Genomic DNA, 17,354 nt, shown 5'->3' on the forward strand with positions numbered 1-17,354 from the left:
CGAAGCACACCATACACACCGCAGACTGTGCGTCGTATTTCGATCCGCATCGCGGAGCCGTGTCTCGAGCACTTTATAGGGGCGGCCCGGCGCGCGCGATCGCCGTCACGGGGATCGCGCCGAATCGCGTCTCGATTGTGACCGTCGCGATGAGGCCGTCGATGTCGCAGGCGGTCACGCTTCCCGCCTGCGCGGCGGCGATCTCGCCGGCCCTCGAGCACGGATCCCCCGCCGCGAACCCCGCGAGCGTGTCGGCCGCGGCGAGCGCTGCCGCGTCGGCGATTCCGGCGGCGCGTTGGCTCTCGGCCGCTGCGGCGCCGATTCCGACGAGCGCGGCGGCCGCGATGCCGACGGCGCAGACGACTCCGGCGGTGGCGATCGATCCGGCCATTGTGTTAGAGCCCTCCCTCGAGCGCGCAGCTCTCGGCCCACACCGGAACCGTGAATACGGCGATGCGCACCTCGGTGCTCGCGGTCACGCAGACGAGGTCGCCGCGGGTTCCGATCGCCGTGCGAGCTCCCGCGACCGCGACGCTCACGACGCCCGCGGCGCGGGATCCGTCGCCGCGCGCGGCGAGCCGGGCCGCGTCGGCCGCGGCGTCCTGCAACCGCACCTTCACGGATCCGGCGCCGAGCGCCCCGATCGCCAGCAGGATGACGATGAGGATCGCGGGCACCGCGACCGCGAACTCCGCCGAGACGGAGCCGCGGTCGCGGGGATTGGGGTGGATCACGGCGCCTGAAGTGCGGATTCGATGAGGTTCTGGAGCAGCGACTGCACTGCCCCGGATCGCATCACCGCGACCAGAACTCCCGCGATGGCGACCGCCGCGAGGGTAACGATCGCGTACTCCGCGGTCGAGGCGCCGGTCTCGTCGTTCCAGAGATCGGTCATGATGGTGTCCTTTCTTATAGGGGTGTTTCATGGGGTTCACCGGCCTATCCGGCGAACGTCGGGAGCGGCGTCGACGTGACGATGCTGATGAGCATCGGCGCGACGCCGAGCAGGAGGAAGGCGGGCAGAGTGCACACACCCATGGGGATGAGGAGGCGCGTGCCGAGCCGTGCGCCCCGCATCCGCCCGTCGGCCCTCGCGAGGGAGCGGGCGCGGAGCGCTGCGGCTCGGAGGAGTTCGACGGCCGGCACGCCGGCGGCGTGAGAGAGCTCGAGCACGCGGTCGGCATCGGCGGATCCGCGGGTCGCGCTCGGCGTGTATTCGTCGCACATCGCGAGCACCTCGCGAGCGCGGCGCACCGAGACGCCGCCAGAGAGCGCCGCGGCGAGCAGCTCCTCGTGCATGCCGGGGGTCCCCGGATCCGGCTGCGCGGCGCGCACGAGGCGCTTGGTCCAGCGGCGGGCGAGCAGGATCAGCACGACGCCCGTGACGAGGCAGGCCGCGCCCGCGGGGGTGCGGAAGAGGACCCCGATGGTGTCGAGGCCGAGGCCCGCGCCGACGATGAGGCCGAGGAGCGGGAGCCACATCATGAGCCGCGCCGACGCCGTGGGCTCGGCGAGCGCGACGCGCACGTCGGCCCGAAGCTCGACGTCGTCGCGCACCGAGTCGGCGACGACCCGCAGCGTGTCGGCGAGGGGCGCGCCGACGGTCTCGGCGACCGACCACGCGGCAGCGACGTCGCCCCAGCTCTCGTCGCCCGTCTGCGTGGCCCTCTCGGCGATCGCGTCGGGCACAGCCTCGCCCCGGTCGATGAGCCGCACGACCTCGCGGGCGTGCTCGTCGCCGCTCTCGGCGAGGTGCCGCCACGATGCCGTCGGGCCGCCGCCCGCCGAGAGCAGAACCGCGAGCGAGAGCAGGGTGCCCGACGGATCCGCGTCGACGGCGCGCGCCCGGGTCACCACGGCTGCACCTGTTCGATCTCGAGGCGGCCGCCGGTCTGCCGAAACTCGCCCACCGCGACGAGCCGGCGATCGCCCGCGGCGTCTCGCGCGAGGTGAAGCACGACGTCGAAGGCGCTCGAGGCCTGGCGGGCGACGGCGTGGTCGTCCCACCCGGCGAGCGCGCCGAGCGCCTCGAGGCGCGCGGGGACGTCGGCGAGGCCGTTGGCGTGGAGGGTGCCCGCTCCCCCGTCGTGACCCGTGTTGAGCGCCGTGAGCAGGTCGCGGATCTCCTCGCCGCGGCACTCGCCCACGACGATGCGATCGGGCCGCATGCGCAGGCTCTCGCGCACCAGCCGCGCGAGCCCCACGGCGCCGGCGCCCTCACGGTTCGCCTGCCGCGCCTCGAGGCTGATGTGGTGCGGGTGGTTGAGGCGAAGCTCGGCGACGTCTTCGATCGTGATGATGCGCTCGTGCCGGGGCGCGGCGCCGAGAAGCGCCGAGAGAAGCGTCGTCTTGCCGCAACCGGCGCCGCCCGTGACGAGGATGTTCGCGCGCCGGGCGACGAGTGATCCGAGCCACTCGCGCGCGGCTGCCGGGAAGGCTCCGCCCTCGCGTAGCCCGTCGAGGTCGACGTCGGCGAGGCGCGCCAGGCGGATCGAGATGGCCGTGCCCGCCGTCGCGATCGGCGAGAGCGCGACGTGCACGCGGGCGCCGCCCGGCATGCGCACGTCGACGAGCGGCGAGGAGTCGTCGACGTGGCGACCGCCGACGCCGACGAGGTCGGTGGCGAGGTCGTGCACCTCGCGCTCGGACGCGCGCCACTCGGTGACCCGCTCGGCGCCGGACCCGCGGTCAATAAACAGCCCCGCGGATCCGTTGACGAAGATGTCGGTCACACTCTCGTCCGCGACGTAGGGCGCGAGCGGCCCAAAGGCCTCCGCGTCGCGCAGGCGCCGCGGGGCCGACAGCGCGGCCGCCTCCCCCGCGCTGCCCGCGCCGCCGCGGCGGCTAACGATGAATGGATCCGACATGCCCGCGACGGTACGCAGGAGCGCGCCCGCGCCGCTCGCGGATCCGCTCGATCGTCAGATAACTTCCCCGAATTCGGACCTGTGGACACGCTGACCCGGGTGCCGACACGCCCATGCCGCCGTCCCAGGTCGACGTTTGTCGGAGAATCGGCGTAACGTCATCCCCGGCAGGGTCGCCGAGCGATCGCTGCTCGCACTACGTACGCCGCAAAGGAGCGCCTTATGTCTCAGTCGATCGATCACCTCGCCAGCGAAGAAGCCCGCCAATTCGCCCCGTCGCCCGACTTCGCCGCGACCGCCATCGCGGGTGCCGAGCTTTATGAGGCCGCCGCGCGCGACCGCGAGGGTTTCTGGGCCGACCAGTCTCGCGAGCTTCTCACCTGGGCGAAGCCGTTCACCCAAGTACTCGACTGGTCGAACCCGCCGTTCGCGAAGTGGTTCGACGATGGCGAGCTGAACGTCGCATACAACTGCCTCGACCGCCACGTTGAGGCGGGCCTCGGCGACCGCGTCGCCTTCCACTTCGAGGGTGAGCCGGGCGACACCCGCACGATCACCTACGCGAGCCTCACGGAGGAGGTCAAGCGCGTCGCCAACGTGCTCTCGGGCTGGGGCATCGAGCGCGGCGACCGCGTCGCGATCTACATGCCGATGATCCCCGAGGCGATCACCGCGGTCCTCGCCGTCGCGCGCCTCGGCGCCGCGCACTCCGTTGTCTTCGGCGGCTTCAGCTCGGACAGCCTGCGCTCGCGCATCGACGACGCCGGCGCGAAGCTCGTCATCACCGCCGACGGCGGATACCGCAAGGGCCGCGCGACCGCGCTGAAGCCGGCGGTCGATCAGGCGCTCGCCGATCGCGGATCCGGTGAGCAGGCGAGCGTGGAGCGCGTGCTCGTGGTGCGCCGCACGGGGCAGGACGTCGACTGGAACGACGAGCGCGACGTGTGGTGGCACGACGTCGTTCCCCAGGCGAGCGCCGAGCACACGGCCGAGTCGTTCCCCGCCGAGAACCCGCTGTTCATCCTGTACACCTCGGGCACGACGGGCAACCCCAAGGGCATCCTGCACACGTCCGGCGGCTACCTGACGCAGGCCGCGTTCACGCACAAGAACATCTTCGACCTGCACCCCGAGACCGACGTCTACTGGTGCACCGCCGACATCGGCTGGATCACGGGGCACAGCTACGCCGTCTACGGCCCGCTCGCGAACGGCGCGACCCAGGTGCTCTACGAGGGAACGCCGGAGCACCCGGAGCCGGGCCGCTGGTGGGACATCATCGAGAAGTACGGCGTCAGCATCTTCTACACCGCTCCGACCGCCGTGCGCAGCTTCATGAAGCAGGGTCGAGAGATCCCGCAGAAGCGCGACCTCTCGTCGCTGCGCCTGCTCGGATCCGTCGGCGAGCCGATCAACCCCGAGGCATGGATGTGGTTCCGCGACGTCATCGGCGCGGGCGTCACGCCCATCGTTGACACGTGGTGGCAGACCGAGACCGGCGCGATCATGATCTCGGCGCTCCCGGGCGTGACGACGCTGAAGCCCGGTTCGGCGCAGGTGCCCCAGCCCGGTATCGCCATCGATGTCGTCGACGACAAGGGCGAGCCCGTCGGCAACGACGCGGGCGGCCTGCTCGTCGCGACCGAGCCGTGGCCGAGCATGCTGCGCGGCATCTGGGGCGACCCCGAGCGCTTCGTCGACACTTATTGGAAGATGTTCGCCGACAAGGGCTTCTACTTTGCCGGCGACGGCGCCCGCCGCGACGAGGACGGCGACATCTGGCTGCTCGGCCGCGTCGACGACGTCATGAACGTCTCGGGCCACCGCCTGTCGACCGCCGAGATCGAGTCGGCGCTCGTCGCCCACGAGGCCACCGCCGAGGCCGCCGTCGTCGGCGCCTCCGACGAGATGACGGGCGAGGCCGTCGTGGCCTTCGTCATCCTCAAGGAGAGCTTCCTCAAGCAACACGGCGCCGAGGGCCTCGCCGAGCAGCTGCGCCTGTGGGTGGGCCAGCAGATCGGCCCGATCGCCCGCCCGCGCGACGTGTTCATCGTGAGCGAGCTGCCGAAGACCCGATCCGGCAAGATCATGCGCCGCCTGCTGCGCGACGTCGCCGAGGGCCGCGAGGTCGGCGACACCCAGACGCTGGCAGACACCATGGTGATGTCGACCATCGCCAAGCAGGTCAAGTAGGTCGGCCCCGTTCTACGGAAATGAGCCGGTACTGCGGATCCCCGAGAGGGAATCATCCGCAGTACCGGCTCATTTGCGCACTTGCGGGCCGCGTCACGCGAAGGTGAAGGCGACCTCAACCTCTACGGGGCTGTCGAGCGGCAGCACCGGCACGCCGACGGCGGAGCGGCTGTGCGCGCCGGCCTCGCCGAAGATCTCGCCGAGCAGGTTGCTGGTGCCGTTGATGACGCCGGGCTGGCCGGTGAACGACGGGTCGGAGGCGACGAAGCCCGTCACCTTGAAGACGCCGGTGAGGCGGTCGACGCCGCCGACTGCGGCAGCCGCGGCCGCGATGGCGTTGAGCGCGCTGATCTTGGCGTAGTCGTGTGCGTCTGCCGCGGGGACGAGGCCGTGGCCGTCGCCGACCTTGCCGGTCGCGGGCAGGGCGCCCGCGACGAAGGGAAGCTGGCCCGACGTCCAGACGATGTCGCCGTGGATCTTCGCGGGGATGTAGCTCGCGACGGGGGCCGCGACCTCGGGGAGCTCGAGGCCGAGCTCGGCAATGCGCTTCGAGATGCTCATTACGCGGCCTCGCCCTCGAACTGCTTCGCGGCCTCGGCCGCGTGCGCGAGGCCGGCGTTCTGCTCGCCGCCGCCCGCGGGACGCTTCAGGTAGGCCACGAGGCCGCCCTCGGCGTTCGGCACGACCTGCACGAGCTCCCAGCCCTGCTTGCCCCAGTTGTTCAAGATCGCCGCCGTGTTGTGAATCATCAGCGGGGTGGTGAGGTATTCCCAGGTGGTCACGAGTTCTCCCGTCGGTACTGCGGAACGCAATGCGAAATTGCGAGGTGGATCGGCGGATATGCCGGGCGCGCGCGTGGCGCACACAGGGTTTTCCCCTAGCATCAAGCCTATGCCTCATGCGAAAAGGACGTTCGGTGGCGTGCTCGGCGGGTTGTTAGGACTCGTCGGTCTCAGTGCGATCGCCGGAATTCTCGTGACCGCGACCGTCACCCCGGCCATTGCCGTGTCTGGGTATGCCGCCTCCAGCGCGATTTCGCTGTTTGACAGCCTGCCGGGCAACCTGCAGATCGACCGCCCCATGGAGCCGACGACGATCTACGCCCAGAAGGGCGATGGCAGCGGCGAGTACTACGAGCTCGCGTCGTTCTACGACCAGAACCGCGAGCCCGTCGAGTACAACCAGGTGTCGCAGTACGTCTACGACGCACTGCTCTCCACCGAGGATCCGCGCTTCTTCGAGCACGGCGGCGTCGACCTGATCGGTACCGGCCGCGCGCTTCTCAGTAACGCGGTCTCCGACGACACGCAGGGTGGTTCGTCGATCAGCCAGCAGTACGTCAAGGGCGTGCAGCTGCAGGTGTGCGAGCGCACCGCCACCGACGACGAGGAGCTCGCGAAGTGCGCCAGCGCGGCCGCGACGGCCGACGGCGTCGAGGGCTACCAGCGCAAGCTTCAGGAGATGCGGTACGCCATCACCATCGAGCAGGAGTACTCGAAGGAGCAGATCCTCATCGGGTACCTGAACCTCGTGAACTTCGGTGGTTCGACCTACGGCATCGAGGCCGCGGCGCAGTACTACTTCGACACGACCGCCAAGGACCTCTCGCTGAGCCAGGCCGCGACCCTGGTCGGCATCGTCAACAACCCCAACATCCTCCGCCTCGACTACCCCGATAGCGAGACGAACGGTGCCGACAACGGCTACGCCGCGGCAAAGAACCGCCGCGACCAGGTGCTCGGCCGCATGCTCGCGGAGGGCACGATCTCGCAGAAGCAGTACGACGAGACGATCGACGAGGCGATCGAGCCGAAGATCACCGAGCGCATCAAGGGCTGCAGCGCGGCCGGCGGCTCGGCATACTTCTGCCAGTACGTCACGAACACGGTGCTGAACGACACGCGTTACGACGACGCGTTCGGCGAGATCGTCGACGGCGACAACACCGAGCGCCAGAACATCCTGCGCCGCGGTGGCCTCGAGATCTACACGACGCTCGACAACAGCCTGCAGTACGAGGCACAGCAGGCGATGGCGAACAACGCGCCGCAGTACATCGACAACATCCGCTTCGGCGCGACGACGGTGCAGCTCGATAACAAGACGGGCAACATCCTGACGCTCGCGCAGAACACCAGGTTCAGCGAGCTCGGCGATAAGACGAAGGGCGAGAGCGCCGTCATCTTCGCCGCCGATCAGACGCACGGCGCCGGTACCGGCTTCTCGGCCGGTTCGACCTACAAGATCTTCACGATCATCGACTGGCTGAAGAACGGCCGAAGCGTCAACGAGGTGCTCGACGGCCGCGTGGGCCGAACGATGCCGATGACGTGTAACGGAAGCCCCATCGGGTCGGCGACCCCCACCCGCGGCGATAACTTCGCGGGCAACGGCGGCCTCGTCGGCACGGTGCAGAAGTTCACCGAGCTCTCGCTCAACTCGGGCTTCTGGGCCATGGCCTCGCAGCTCGACGTCTGCGAGATCCACCAGGTCGCCACCGACATGGGCCTGACGCGCGGCGACGGCGAGCCCATCGCCTCGTCCGACGACGGCGCCTACAGCATCCTCGGCTCCAAGAACATCGCGCCGATCGACATGGCCGCGATCTACGCCGCCGTCGCAAACGGCGGCACGCGCTGCGAGCCGACCGCCATCGTGAGCGCGACCGACGCCGACGGCAACGAGCTGCCGATGCCCGAGAACGAGTGCGCGAACGTGCTCGACGAGAACATCGCCAACACGACCGCCTACGACATGCGTTCGGTCATGGAGGGTTCGCAGGGATCCGGTGCCTCGGCCCGCGTCGGCGACGGCATTCAGACCTTCGGTAAGACCGGTACCCACCAGAACATTCAGAGCTGGATGATTCAGTCGTCGCGCAACGTCACGACGGCGACGTGGGTCGGAAACTTCGATGCCGTCTACGAGTCGGACCCCGACTACAACGGCGCCCTGCTCTGGCAGTACAGCAAGAACGTCAACGGCGAGAACGGCGACAGCAAGGCCTACCAGGGCGACCTGTTCCAGACGTATGCGAACGGTGTCCAGCTGTCGCAGCTGCGCTATTCGCTGTCGAAGGCCAACCAGGCCGCCGCGAACGCGAAGTTCGGCGGCGACAACTTCCCGGATCCGGATCCGAACCTCATCAAGACGACGAAGCACCCCGTGCCGAGCGTCGCGGGTATGTCGGTCGACCAGGCCACCCAGACGCTGAAAGACAAGGGCTTCACGGTCTACGTCGACCCCAACAAGGTCAACGGTGATCAGGAGGACGGCCTCGTCGAGAGCACGAGCCCCTCGGGCGAGGCTCCCGCGGGCAGTCTCATCACGCTGAAGGTCTCGAACGGTAAGGGATCGATCGAGGTTCCGAACATCAAGGGTAAGACCTACCTCGAGGCCAACGATCAGCTCTTCGATGCGGGGCTGCGCGTGTGGCGCGCCTGTACCGAGAAGGACGATGCGCCCGAAGCGGGCCGCGTCGTGAGAACCGACCCTGCGGCTGGTTCCTACCTCAGCGATGGCGACAGGATCGACATCTACTACGAGGCCAAGTCGTGCGACGACGACAACAGCGACGACTAGGCCCCGTCGCTACCACCCTCGGGGCGCTCGCGGCCGCTGGTGCCGCGAGCGCCGTCTGGGGCATCGGCATCGAGCGGCACCTGTACACGGTGCGCCACCACACGGTGCGCGTGCTGGAGCCGGGTGCCGCCCCGGTGCGGATCCTGCACATCAGCGATCTGCACCTCGCGCCCTGGCAGAACCGGCGCCGCGAGTGGGTCAATCACCTGGCCTCGATGCGCCCGGACCTCGTGATCGACACGGGCGACCACTTCGGTCACTCCGATTCGCTTCCCGCGATCCGCTCCGCGCTCGCGTCGTTCGAGGGCACGACGGGCGTGTACGTGCACGGATCCAACGACCTGTGGTCGCCGAAGCCGCGCAACCCGCTTCGCTACTTCCTCGGCCCGTCGAAGACCCCGCACCGCGTGCCGCCGCTCGACACCGCGGGGCTCGATGCCTTCCTCGCGGGCGAGCTCGGCTGGTCGAACCTCGACAACGCGTCAGACACGATCGAGGTGCGCGGGCACCGGATCCGGTTCATCGGCACCGACGACCCGCACCTGAAGCTCGACGACTTCGACGCGCTCGATACGTCAATCGCGGCCCAGCCTGCCGCGGATATCACGATCGGTGTGACGCACGCTCCCTATCAGCGCGTGCTCGACGGCTTCGTGAGCCGCGGATCCGATCTCATCCTCGCCGGGCACACGCACGGCGGCCAGGTGCGCCTGCCGTTCTACGGCGCGCTCGTGTCGAACTGCGACCTACCGGTGAAGCAGGCGCGCGGGCTCTCGGAGTGGCGCGGCGTTCCGCTGAACGTGAGCGCCGGCCTCGGCCACTCCATCTACGCCCCCGTGCGGTTCTGCTGCCGCCCGGAGGTCTCGCTGATCACGCTCGCGCCGCGCGCGTAGCTACCGCCCCTCGAGCTCCTCGCGGATGTCGTCGAGGTTAAGGTCGGCCTGCTCAAGCAGCGCCGCCGTCAGGGCGAAGCGGCGGTTGATGTCGGCACTCGGCGCCTCGTGCTGGGGCTTATAGCGGAAGTCGTGCTCGACCTCGGCCCAGACGTGCTCGAGCATCGTGCGGATCTGCACCTCGACGGGGATGCCCGCCTCGAAGTCGCCGCCCACGCCGTCGCCACGCGTGTGCGCGACGAACTGCACGCTGCGGTAGCCGAAGCTCGCATCACTCAGCAGGTCGCCCTTGTCGATGTACGAGTCTTCCTTGACGTCGAAGAGGCGCCGCGTCATCTTCTCGACCTGCGGGATGTCGCTACGGAAGAACGTCATGATGCGCAGGCCGACCATGTCGAGCACGGGGCGGTCGGGATCCCGGCGCACCTTCTGCTCGAAGGATCCGCGCTTTTTCACGCGCGCCTCGACGCGGAAGTCGAGCACGCCCCACTGCCGAAGGTGCGAGGGGATCTCGGTCTCGCACGTCTCGCGCAGGCGGCGGTACTCCACGAGGTTACGGTCGTACTCGCGAAGTGCGTCCTTGACCTGCGCCTCGATGTCCATGCCTCAAGGTTAGAGCGTCGCCGCGCGGAAGCGCGCGATACCGCGCGCGATTCGACGTCAGAACCCGAGCATGCCGAGGTACCACGCCGACACAGCGGGCCCGGCCACGAGGCCGACCGCCATGCCGAGCAACATCCACGGGCCGAACGGGATCGCGCTCTTGCGGGATCCGCCGCGCGCCATCACGACGAGGCCGCCGATGGATCCGAAAACGAACGCGGCGAAGGCGCCGACGACGAGCGCGTCCCAGCCGATCCAGCCGAGCGCGAGCCCCACGAGCGCCGCGAGCTTCACGTCGCCCATGCCCATGCCGCGGGGCGCGATGAGCGCGATCGCGAGGTAGAACGCGAAGAGCGCCGCCGCCGCGATGGCGGCGCGGAGGAGGTCGCCCCACTCCCCCGTCAGGGCCAGGAGGACGCCGACAACGGGGATCGCGGGTAGCACGATCGCGTTCGGTAGCCGCCGGTGCTCGATGTCGATCGCCGTCAGTACGACCGCGGCGAAGGCGAGCGCGAGGAACGCCGGCAGGTCGAGCTCGGCGCCGCGCCACCACGCCGTCAGCGCGAAGAGCGCCGCGGTGCCGAGTTCGACGAGCGGGTATCGCCACGAGATCGGCGCGCGGCACGGCGCGCACCTGCCGCGCAACGCGAGGAACGAAACCACGGGCACGTTCTGCCACCACCTGATCCGCGCCCCGCACCGCGGGCACGCGCTCGGCGGCGACACGACCGACTTCCCGCGCGGAACGCGCCAGATGACGACGTTGGCGAAGGATCCGAGGAGCAGGCCCGCGAGCGCCGCGAGGGCGACGATCACGGCATCAGGCCGCAGACCGTCGCGGCGTGCTCGGTGATCGCCTCGGAGGCCGCCTGCACGGCCTCCGCGTCGATGCCCGTCGTGTCGAGGCTCTCGAGGTCGTCGCCCGCCTCAACGAGGGCATCGACGAGCGCGGCGAGCTCGCCCCACGATTCTTGTAGTTCTGCGGGCGCGAGCGCCTGGACCTCGTCGAAAAACGCCGTGACGGTCGCGACGTACTCCTCGTCGCTCGGGTCGATGTCGGCGGGGAGGATGCTCTCGCCCGCCTCGCTCGTCGAACGCAGCATGCCGCAGTAGAGGTCTTCGTCGGGCTCGATCTTGTCGGCGTCGCCGGGGCGGATGGGCGAACCGGCCTCGTCGACGCCGTTGCTCCACCAGCGGTCGATCTCGGGGCCCGCGTCTTCCGCGGTGCACCCCGTCGCGAGGAACACAACGGCGGCGACCGCGGCGAGCGCCCTACGCATCCGGCGTCACCCAGATGGCGCCCGTGATGCTCGCGACGACGTCGCCCTCGAGGTTGCCGTCTTGCTGGCCGTCGAGAGGCAACACCTCGGCGCCTGTGACGACCATCGCGCGCGCCTCGGTGCGCTGCAGCTGGTCGAGGAAGTTCTGCACGCGGTCGATGCCGCCGCGCACCGTAAACGACACGGGCAGGCGGTAGGTCGTGCGACCGTCTGCCTCGATCTCTTCGGGAGCGCCGGTCGAGTAGCGCGTGAGGCTCACGCTCTGCTGATCGGCGTAGCTCTCGAGCAGGTCGCCGAACTCGGCCGTCTGGGGCAGGTTCGGGATCCGCGTGAGGGCCGCGGCGTTCGCCGACTCGTGCCGCGCGCGGTCCGCTTCCGCCTCCACGAGCACGGCGTTACGGGTCGCGACGGTGTCGTTCTGCGCCTCGACGTCGGCGATCTCGGCGCTCGTATCGGCAATCGCGGCGAGCACGGGCGAGGCGACGAGCAGCCAGCCGAGGGCCAGGATGACGATGGCCGCGGCGACCCCGCCGAGCATCCACAGGCGGGCCTTATCGCGTTCGATGGTCATTCGTTCTCTCCCGCATAGCGGCCGGTGCGAGCCTGATCGGTGATGGTCACGCGCAGCGTGAAGGCATTACCGCGCGCGTCGTCAAGGGTGCGCGTCGACACGATGTACGGCAGACGCAGGCCCGCGATCTGCTCGAGCTTCTCGCTATAGGCGAGGATCTCGCGCTGGTTGCGGCCCGTTCCGGTGATCTCGATCTGCCCGATCGCGACCTCGCCGGATCCGTCGAGCGCGGCGCTCGCGCCGCCCGGCGCGCTCGATTCGGCGCCGTCCGCGCCCGGAACCGAGAACGTGAGGCCCGTGAGCGTGGATCCGTCGGGCAACGCGTCGCGCAGCGCCCGGGTGATCTCGGCGGGGGCGATATCGTCGGCGAGCAGTTCTTCGAGGCGGCGCTCGACGAGCTGGGTCTCGTCGAGGATCCCCGCGATCTCGGCATGCGATCTCTGCTCCGCGAGCAGCTCCTGCTGGGTGTCGAGGCGCGAGTCGAGCCTGCCCTCCAGCACCTGCTGATAGGCGGTGAGGCCGCCGTAGGCGAGGCCGACGACGATCAGCGAGATGATGACGAGCATGATGGATCCGCGGCGGCGGCCGCGCATCGAGCGGCGATCCTTCACCCGCTGCGGAAGCAGGTTGACGCGGGGCTGCATCACCGCGAAACCCGCGTTCACGGGTTCGGTGAGGGCATCGTCAAGCGACATTCGCGGCCTCCTTCGTGAGTCCGACGGCGACGGCCGCGTGCGGCGCGAATAGGCTGCGTTCTGAGTCGAAGCGGCGCTCGGCGAACAGCAGGAGCGGATCGCCGACGTCGACCGTCAGGTCGAGCGTCGTGGCGAGCGCGGCGCGGATGCCGCCGAGGCTGGATCCGCCGCCGACGATGCGCATGCTGCCAACGCCCGCGCCCGGGTGGGACGAGCGGAAGTAGTCGAGCGAGCTGCGGATCTCGCTCATGAGCGGGCGCAGCGCGTCGCGGCACACGTCGGCGACGTCGCCGGCGTTGTCGAGGCTCGCGTGGCGCTTGCGGTCTTCAGCTTCGGCGTGCGAGATGCCGAGGCGCTCGGAGATGGCCGAGGTGATGTCATCACCGCCACGGGCGAGCACGCGCACGAGCTGCGGGGAGCCGCCGTGTTCGACAACGAGGGTCGTGGTCGAGGCGCCGAGGTCGAGCGTGACGCACGCCGCCGCCGCGACGGGCGCGGGCGGGAGCGAGCGGAGCGCCGCGAACGCAGCGAAGTCGACCGATTCGACCGCGACGCCCGCCTTCTCCACCGCAGAGACGAGCCCCGCCACGACGTCGGCGGGCATGCCGACGAGGAGGCCGGTCACCTGGCCCTCCGCGGGCGACGAGGTGGGGGCGAAATCGAGCACGGCGCGCTCGATCGGGATCGGCAGGACGTCGCGCGCGAGGTGCGGCAGGGCGCCGGCGCGCTCCTTTGGCGAGAGGTGAGGCATGCTGATCTCGCGAACGACCGCCTGCGCGCTCGTCGCGGCGAGCGACGCGCGCCGTCCGTGGATCCGTGCGCTGCGGAACGCCTGCTTGAGCGCCCTCACGACCGCGTCCTCGTCGTGCACGACGCCCGCGCGCACGGCGCCGCCGGGGAGGGCCTCGTGCGCGTAGCGCTTGAGGACGCGGTCGCCGCCCCGGGTGGTCTGCACGTCGACGACGCGCACGCCGGAGGATCCGACATCGATGCCGATCATGGGGTTCCTTCTTTCACGAGCTCGGACGTGCCGACGAGGGTCCACGCGCCCACGTGGGTGCGACCGTCTGACGGGACGAACGGGAACGTCTTGGAGGGCAGGGTGGAGTCGTAGGTGTAGTTGAGGGCGTAGCCCGAGCGGGGGCGGTCGCGCTGGTCGATGGTGATCGCCCACTCGACGCCCATCGCGCCCCGGTGCTGCTGGTAGACGGCGCCGTTGAGGTTGAGCGTGCCGAGGGCCTTGCCCTTGTCGTGGTTCGCGAGAGCAAAGGAGCCGCCCAGGGCGTAGACCGCGGCGTCTATGCGGGTCGGCGGGGTCTCGGCGAGGTTCTCGTATTGGAGGGAGGGGTGCAGCGAATCGGTCGCCGCGATCTCGTCGACGAGCCCCGTGAGGTCGTTCGGGCAGAATCCCTCGGTCGTCGCGGCGATCAGCGAGTCGTCGGTGCCCACCGCGCAACCGACGGGGTGGTAGACCATCACGTTGTTCTTTGCGACGAGGGCGACGGCGTCGGACGAGGTGAAGCTATCGGGGGTGGCCAGGTCTGCGCTCTTCTGCGTCAGATCGCCCGTCACGACGATGTCGTTCTCGGCGACCAGGCTCAGGGCGCCCGAGACCTCGCCCTCGATGTAGGCGTCGCCGGCGGTGCGCGAATAGACCGTGCGGTCGCCCGGCAGCGGGAAGGCCGAGACCCTTGTGGTCTGCGTCGTCACGAGCTGGCGCGTCGCCTCGGCCGTGACGAGCGGCGAAGCGTCATCGGGGACGGTGTCGGTTTCCAGGCCCGCGACCGCGTCGTCGATGCACGCCTGGTCGGCGCAGTTCAGGCGGACGATCGTCGCCGTGAGGTGCTCGGTGTCGACGGTGTACGAGACCTCGTCGGTCAGCGAGGCGATATCGGTGGATCCGGCGGCGGGGCCGGCGAAGGGCTCGTCGTCGGCTTCGTGCGTGTTTTCGGACGTAAACGTCCAGGCGTACACGACTTCTTGCAGGGCGCCCGGATTCTCCTCGCCCTCTGCCGGCTCAAGTTCCGGATCGTGCACGCGAACGTACTGCGGGTGCTGTTCGGGCTCGTCCGCAGGTTTGCCGAGTTCCGCCGTCAGTGCGGCGTAGATCGCCTCGTTGAGCGTTTCGCGCAGCGACGCCTCGTTGCGTTCGTCGGTCGACAGCTCGCCGAAACTCTCGCCGATGCTCTTGTCGATCTTTTCTGTTGAGGTCTTCAGGAGCCGTTGGAGCTCGGTGTCTCCACCCGCCCGCTCTTCCGCGGATGAATCGACCTGGGCATCGAGCACGTCGGTCACGGGGACGCCCCTCCACCCGAAGATCGTGTCGGCGGAGCTGCGGGTAGCGGTGGCGGAATCGGGGGCGACGACCGTGTCTTCGTCATCCGCGTTCTCGACCAGGATCGTCGTGTCGCGAGTGAGCGGCACGTGGGCCTCGAACACGCCGCGGGCGTCGGCGGTGATCGCCTCGCGGCCGTCGCCGGGCTTCGAGGTGTAGCACTCGCCTTCGCCCTCGTCGGTCAGGGGGCTCGTGATCACCAGCTCCTGTCCCCCGCTCTCGGCGGTGACGATCGAGATCTGGGTCGCGCCCCGGTAGGTGCACGTGGTGTCGGCGGGTGTCTCCCAACCGGGCAGTGTGACCGTTGTGGGGGCAAGCTTGGGCAGCTTCGAGCCCACGGCCACGCCGCCGCCGACCGGCTCGGGAACCGTGCGGTAGAAGAGGCCGCCGTTGTTCTCGGGGTTCCACTCCGTCCAGACGTTCCCTCGGAACATCGGACCGCTGCCGGAGGCGGTGCTGTACGACAGCAGGAGAGCGTCCTTCGAGTACACGGATCCGTTCATCTCCGTCGCGGAGGAGAACATCACCTCGCAGTCGCCGCCGCGGGTAAGGGTCGTGCCGTCGGAAAATGCTGCGGACCGTTCACCCCAGTCTTTATCGGCCGATGTCACGCCCGCTTCTTCTCGGCTCTCCTCGCCGTACCAGAGTGATCCGCAGACTTTGGAGTTCGGATAGGGCTCACCCGATTGCGGCACGTAGGCTTCTGCGCCAAGCCATGTGATTGTGCCGTCCGGCACCCCCGCGAGATCCTTCGCCTCCGTGCCGAGCGCGATCTCTCGCGTGGGATTCTGCGCGTTCACGAGATTCGGGGATTGCGTCTCGTACGTCGAGTAGTAGAGGAAGTCGCCGAGCTGGGCTCCCGCGACAAGGTCGGCGACGAGAGTTCGGGAGACGGCCTTTCCCGTGCCGCGCGAGTACGAGCCCGTGCTCGCGATGCGCACGGTGCCCTCGGCGCTATTCGACGAGACGACCCGCCACGAGAACGAGGCTCCGGCATCGCCGATTGTCCGCTCGCCGGAGGTCGCCTCGGTGTCCAGAAGATGGCAGCTCGTTTCGAGCGACCGGCACTGGCCCGCAAGCTGCGCGAGATAGTCCTGCACACCGCCCTCGGCGGCCGCGAGCGCAGCCGCACGGTCGACCGATTGGCGCGCGGGAATGCTCTGCGCGGCGATGATCGTCGTCGCGCCGACGACGAGCGCGAGGATCATCATCGTCGCCAAGAGGACCATGATGAGGCCCTGGCCGTCGTCATTCCGAAGTCGTCGGAACATCGTTCGCGCCTCCATACGAGTAGCTACGGCCACGCTCGTCACGCACGGTGACTTCGAGGGTGACGCGGTCGATGGCGGCGCGCTGGGAAACGGTGAGCGGGCTATCCGCCGAGGAGGGAAGCGCGATCTGCCGGCCGTCGGCCCGGTACGCGCGCACCGAGAGGGATCCGTTCGGCACCAGGTGCCGCTCCGTCAGCATCGTCTCGGGGTGGTCGCGCTCGAAGCGGCGCTCGACGAGGCCTTCTCCGGAGGCGGTGATCTCGATGCGCGTGGGGCTCGTCGTCTCGCTACTGTCGAGGGCCCGGTTGTCGATCGACGCGTAGAAGACAATCGAGTCGGCCGTGATCGTTTCGATCGACGGGTCCGCGGATTCATCGAGCTCGGGCGACTCGCGAACGGCGAGGAGGGATCCCCACGACTCGAGCGCCGTGCGCGCGACCGACGCCGATTGCGACCTCTCGGTCGAGGCATCGGAGGCTCTGCTCAGCCCGAGGATCACCGTCAGGGTCATGACGCCCAGCACCGCGGTGATGGCCATCGCGATGATCAGCTCGGTCGTCGTGATGCCGTCGTCGCGGCGGATCCGGGCGATCACTCGTCGAACCCGTCGAGCGAGCCCCGGGGGCAGGCGACCCGCGTGTCCAGCCGCGCCGTCACGCGCGAGTCGCCGGACGCCACCGTCGAGACCGTGACGCTGACATCGCGGTAGCCGTCACAGGTGGTGCCGTAGCCGGGGGTCGCCGCAAAGACGACCTCGAAGTCGCGATCCCCCGACGCGATCGTTCCCGATTGCGGCGCCGGTGTGGGATCCGCGCCGAGGAGCACGACGCGGTCGAGCTGTTGCTGCGCGATCTCCCCCGCCGCCACGCGCAGTTCGGTCGCCGACGCCGCGCGCGCCGAGCTCACGATCGCGAAAGTGGCGGCCGTGGCGACGATCGCGAAAATCGCGATCGACACGACCGCCTCGATGAGGGTGAACCCCTCGTCGTCGCGAAAGCGCATCTGGTGTCCTGCGAGGAAAGGACGTGCCGGGAGGGGGTGGAGCTCCCCGCCCGGCACGTGGC

General features: G+C 69.5%; 19 protein-coding genes. 3 read left to right on the plus strand and 16 right to left on the minus strand.

Annotated features, from left to right (window positions below):
• Positions 1 to 73: 73 nt before the first annotated feature.
• The 5 genes from DTO57_RS09490 to DTO57_RS09510 are packed head-to-tail and all read right to left on the minus strand — an operon-like array spanning position 74 to position 2,867.
• On the minus strand, positions 74 to 391 hold the full coding sequence (locus tag DTO57_RS09490) for an Rv3654c family TadE-like protein (RefSeq protein WP_114118000.1): 318 nt from the start codon (positions 389 to 391) through the stop codon (positions 74 to 76).
• 4 nt (positions 392 to 395) lie between these two features.
• Entirely contained in the window at positions 396 to 734 is a 339-nt protein-coding gene (locus DTO57_RS09495) for a TadE family type IV pilus minor pilin (protein WP_229730383.1), read from the minus strand.
• On the minus strand, positions 731 to 895 hold the full coding sequence (locus DTO57_RS09500; protein WP_114118001.1) for a DUF4244 domain-containing protein: 165 nt from the start codon (positions 893 to 895) through the stop codon (positions 731 to 733). Before DTO57_RS09500 ends, DTO57_RS09495 begins: the two co-directional genes overlap by 4 nt.
• Before the next feature lie 44 nt (positions 896 to 939).
• Positions 940 to 1,854, minus strand: coding sequence for a type II secretion system F family protein (locus DTO57_RS09505; RefSeq protein ID WP_114118355.1), 915 nt, complete (start codon positions 1,852 to 1,854; stop codon positions 940 to 942).
• Positions 1,851 to 2,867: a TadA family conjugal transfer-associated ATPase gene (locus tag DTO57_RS09510; RefSeq protein ID WP_114118002.1), complete on the minus strand. Its 1,017-nt coding sequence runs from the start codon at positions 2,865 to 2,867 to the stop codon at positions 1,851 to 1,853. The genes DTO57_RS09505 and DTO57_RS09510 overlap by 4 nt, the downstream gene beginning before the upstream one ends.
• Before the next feature lie 222 nt (positions 2,868 to 3,089).
• On the opposite strand from DTO57_RS09510, the gene acs reads away from it, so the two are divergent.
• Positions 3,090 to 5,060, plus strand: coding sequence for an acetate--CoA ligase (acs, locus tag DTO57_RS09515; RefSeq protein WP_114118003.1), 1,971 nt, complete (start codon positions 3,090 to 3,092; stop codon positions 5,058 to 5,060).
• A 93-nt stretch (positions 5,061 to 5,153) separates the two neighbouring features.
• On the opposite strand, the gene DTO57_RS09520 is transcribed toward acs, so the two are convergent.
• Positions 5,154 to 5,621, minus strand: a complete 468-nt coding sequence (locus tag DTO57_RS09520) for a RidA family protein (RefSeq protein WP_114118004.1) — start codon at positions 5,619 to 5,621, stop codon at positions 5,154 to 5,156.
• Positions 5,621 to 5,842: a Sp36 family protein gene (gene sp36 / locus DTO57_RS09525; protein WP_114118005.1), complete on the minus strand. Its 222-nt coding sequence runs from the start codon at positions 5,840 to 5,842 to the stop codon at positions 5,621 to 5,623. Before sp36 ends, DTO57_RS09520 begins: the two co-directional genes overlap by 1 nt.
• A 109-nt stretch (positions 5,843 to 5,951) precedes the next feature.
• Between sp36 and DTO57_RS09530 the strand changes: the two genes are divergently transcribed.
• Both DTO57_RS09530 and DTO57_RS09535 read left to right on the plus strand, forming a co-directional pair.
• The gene (locus tag DTO57_RS09530) at positions 5,952 to 8,642 is read left to right on the plus strand and encodes a transglycosylase domain-containing protein (RefSeq protein ID WP_114118006.1); all 2,691 of its coding nucleotides are present in this window, start codon (positions 5,952 to 5,954) and stop codon (positions 8,640 to 8,642) included.
• Positions 8,615 to 9,535 (plus strand): metallophosphoesterase, encoded by a 921-nt coding sequence (locus DTO57_RS09535; protein WP_114118007.1) that lies wholly within the window; start codon positions 8,615 to 8,617, stop codon positions 9,533 to 9,535. Before DTO57_RS09530 ends, DTO57_RS09535 begins: the two co-directional genes overlap by 28 nt.
• Here DTO57_RS09535 and DTO57_RS09540 read toward each other — a convergent pair whose 3' ends face one another.
• The 9 genes from DTO57_RS09540 to DTO57_RS09580 are packed head-to-tail and all read right to left on the minus strand — an operon-like array spanning position 9,536 to position 17,292.
• Entirely contained in the window at positions 9,536 to 10,138 is a 603-nt protein-coding gene (locus tag DTO57_RS09540; protein WP_114118008.1) for a GTP pyrophosphokinase, read from the minus strand.
• 57 nt (positions 10,139 to 10,195) lie between these two features.
• Positions 10,196 to 10,954 carry a prepilin peptidase gene (locus tag DTO57_RS09545; RefSeq protein WP_229730384.1) on the minus strand — a complete coding sequence of 253 codons (759 nt, stop codon included), beginning with the start codon at positions 10,952 to 10,954 and terminating at the stop codon, positions 10,196 to 10,198.
• Positions 10,951 to 11,418, minus strand: a complete 468-nt coding sequence (locus tag DTO57_RS09550; protein WP_114118010.1) for a hypothetical protein — start codon at positions 11,416 to 11,418, stop codon at positions 10,951 to 10,953. The genes DTO57_RS09545 and DTO57_RS09550 overlap by 4 nt, the downstream gene beginning before the upstream one ends.
• A complete protein-coding gene (locus tag DTO57_RS09555) occupies positions 11,411 to 11,989 on the minus strand; it encodes a hypothetical protein (RefSeq protein WP_114118011.1) in 579 nt (192 codons plus the stop codon). Before DTO57_RS09555 ends, DTO57_RS09550 begins: the two co-directional genes overlap by 8 nt.
• A complete protein-coding gene (locus DTO57_RS09560) occupies positions 11,986 to 12,684 on the minus strand; it encodes a PilN domain-containing protein (RefSeq protein WP_114118012.1) in 699 nt (232 codons plus the stop codon). The genes DTO57_RS09555 and DTO57_RS09560 overlap by 4 nt, the downstream gene beginning before the upstream one ends.
• A complete protein-coding gene (pilM, locus tag DTO57_RS09565) occupies positions 12,674 to 13,684 on the minus strand; it encodes a type IV pilus assembly protein PilM (RefSeq protein ID WP_114118013.1) in 1,011 nt (336 codons plus the stop codon). The genes DTO57_RS09560 and pilM overlap by 11 nt, the downstream gene beginning before the upstream one ends.
• The gene (locus DTO57_RS14385; RefSeq protein WP_162785726.1) at positions 13,681 to 16,290 is read right to left on the minus strand and encodes a hypothetical protein; all 2,610 of its coding nucleotides are present in this window, start codon (positions 16,288 to 16,290) and stop codon (positions 13,681 to 13,683) included. Before DTO57_RS14385 ends, pilM begins: the two co-directional genes overlap by 4 nt.
• Positions 16,268 to 16,885, minus strand: coding sequence for a type II secretion system protein (locus DTO57_RS09575; RefSeq protein WP_114118014.1), 618 nt, complete (start codon positions 16,883 to 16,885; stop codon positions 16,268 to 16,270). Before DTO57_RS09575 ends, DTO57_RS14385 begins: the two co-directional genes overlap by 23 nt.
• Positions 16,882 to 17,292: a type IV pilus modification PilV family protein gene (locus DTO57_RS09580; protein WP_114118015.1), complete on the minus strand. Its 411-nt coding sequence runs from the start codon at positions 17,290 to 17,292 to the stop codon at positions 16,882 to 16,884. The genes DTO57_RS09575 and DTO57_RS09580 overlap by 4 nt, the downstream gene beginning before the upstream one ends.
• Positions 17,293 to 17,354 lie beyond the last annotated feature (62 nt).

The sequence above is a fragment of the Microbacterium sorbitolivorans genome (genome assembly GCF_003327285.1).
GTDB classification, from domain to species: domain Bacteria; phylum Actinomycetota; class Actinomycetes; order Actinomycetales; family Microbacteriaceae; genus Microbacterium; species Microbacterium sorbitolivorans.

What these genes read in the sequence shown, in the direction of transcription:
- DTO57_RS09490 (WP_114118000.1), bottom strand. Translation starts at nt 391, where the DNA reads ATGGCCGGATCGATCGCCACCGCCGGAGTCGTCTGCGCCGTCGGCATC.
- DTO57_RS09500 (WP_114118001.1), bottom strand. Translation starts at nt 895, where the DNA reads ATGACCGATCTCTGGAACGACGAGACCGGCGCCTCGACCGCGGAGTAC.
- DTO57_RS09510 (WP_114118002.1), bottom strand. Translation starts at nt 2,867, where the DNA reads ATGTCGGATCCATTCATCGTTAGCCGCCGCGGCGGCGCGGGCAGCGCG.
- acs (WP_114118003.1), top strand. Translation starts at nt 3,090, where the DNA reads ATGTCTCAGTCGATCGATCACCTCGCCAGCGAAGAAGCCCGCCAATTC.
- DTO57_RS09520 (WP_114118004.1), bottom strand. Translation starts at nt 5,621, where the DNA reads ATGAGCATCTCGAAGCGCATTGCCGAGCTCGGCCTCGAGCTCCCCGAG.
- DTO57_RS09530 (WP_114118006.1), top strand. Translation starts at nt 5,952, where the DNA reads ATGCCTCATGCGAAAAGGACGTTCGGTGGCGTGCTCGGCGGGTTGTTA.
- DTO57_RS09540 (WP_114118008.1), bottom strand. Translation starts at nt 10,138, where the DNA reads ATGGACATCGAGGCGCAGGTCAAGGACGCACTTCGCGAGTACGACCGT.
- DTO57_RS09550 (WP_114118010.1), bottom strand. Translation starts at nt 11,418, where the DNA reads ATGCGTAGGGCGCTCGCCGCGGTCGCCGCCGTTGTGTTCCTCGCGACG.
- DTO57_RS09555 (WP_114118011.1), bottom strand. Translation starts at nt 11,989, where the DNA reads ATGACCATCGAACGCGATAAGGCCCGCCTGTGGATGCTCGGCGGGGTC.
- DTO57_RS09560 (WP_114118012.1), bottom strand. Translation starts at nt 12,684, where the DNA reads ATGTCGCTTGACGATGCCCTCACCGAACCCGTGAACGCGGGTTTCGCG.
- pilM (WP_114118013.1), bottom strand. Translation starts at nt 13,684, where the DNA reads ATGATCGGCATCGATGTCGGATCCTCCGGCGTGCGCGTCGTCGACGTG.
- DTO57_RS14385 (WP_162785726.1), bottom strand. Translation starts at nt 16,290, where the DNA reads ATGTTCCGACGACTTCGGAATGACGACGGCCAGGGCCTCATCATGGTC.
- DTO57_RS09580 (WP_114118015.1), bottom strand. Translation starts at nt 17,292, where the DNA reads ATGCGCTTTCGCGACGACGAGGGGTTCACCCTCATCGAGGCGGTCGTG.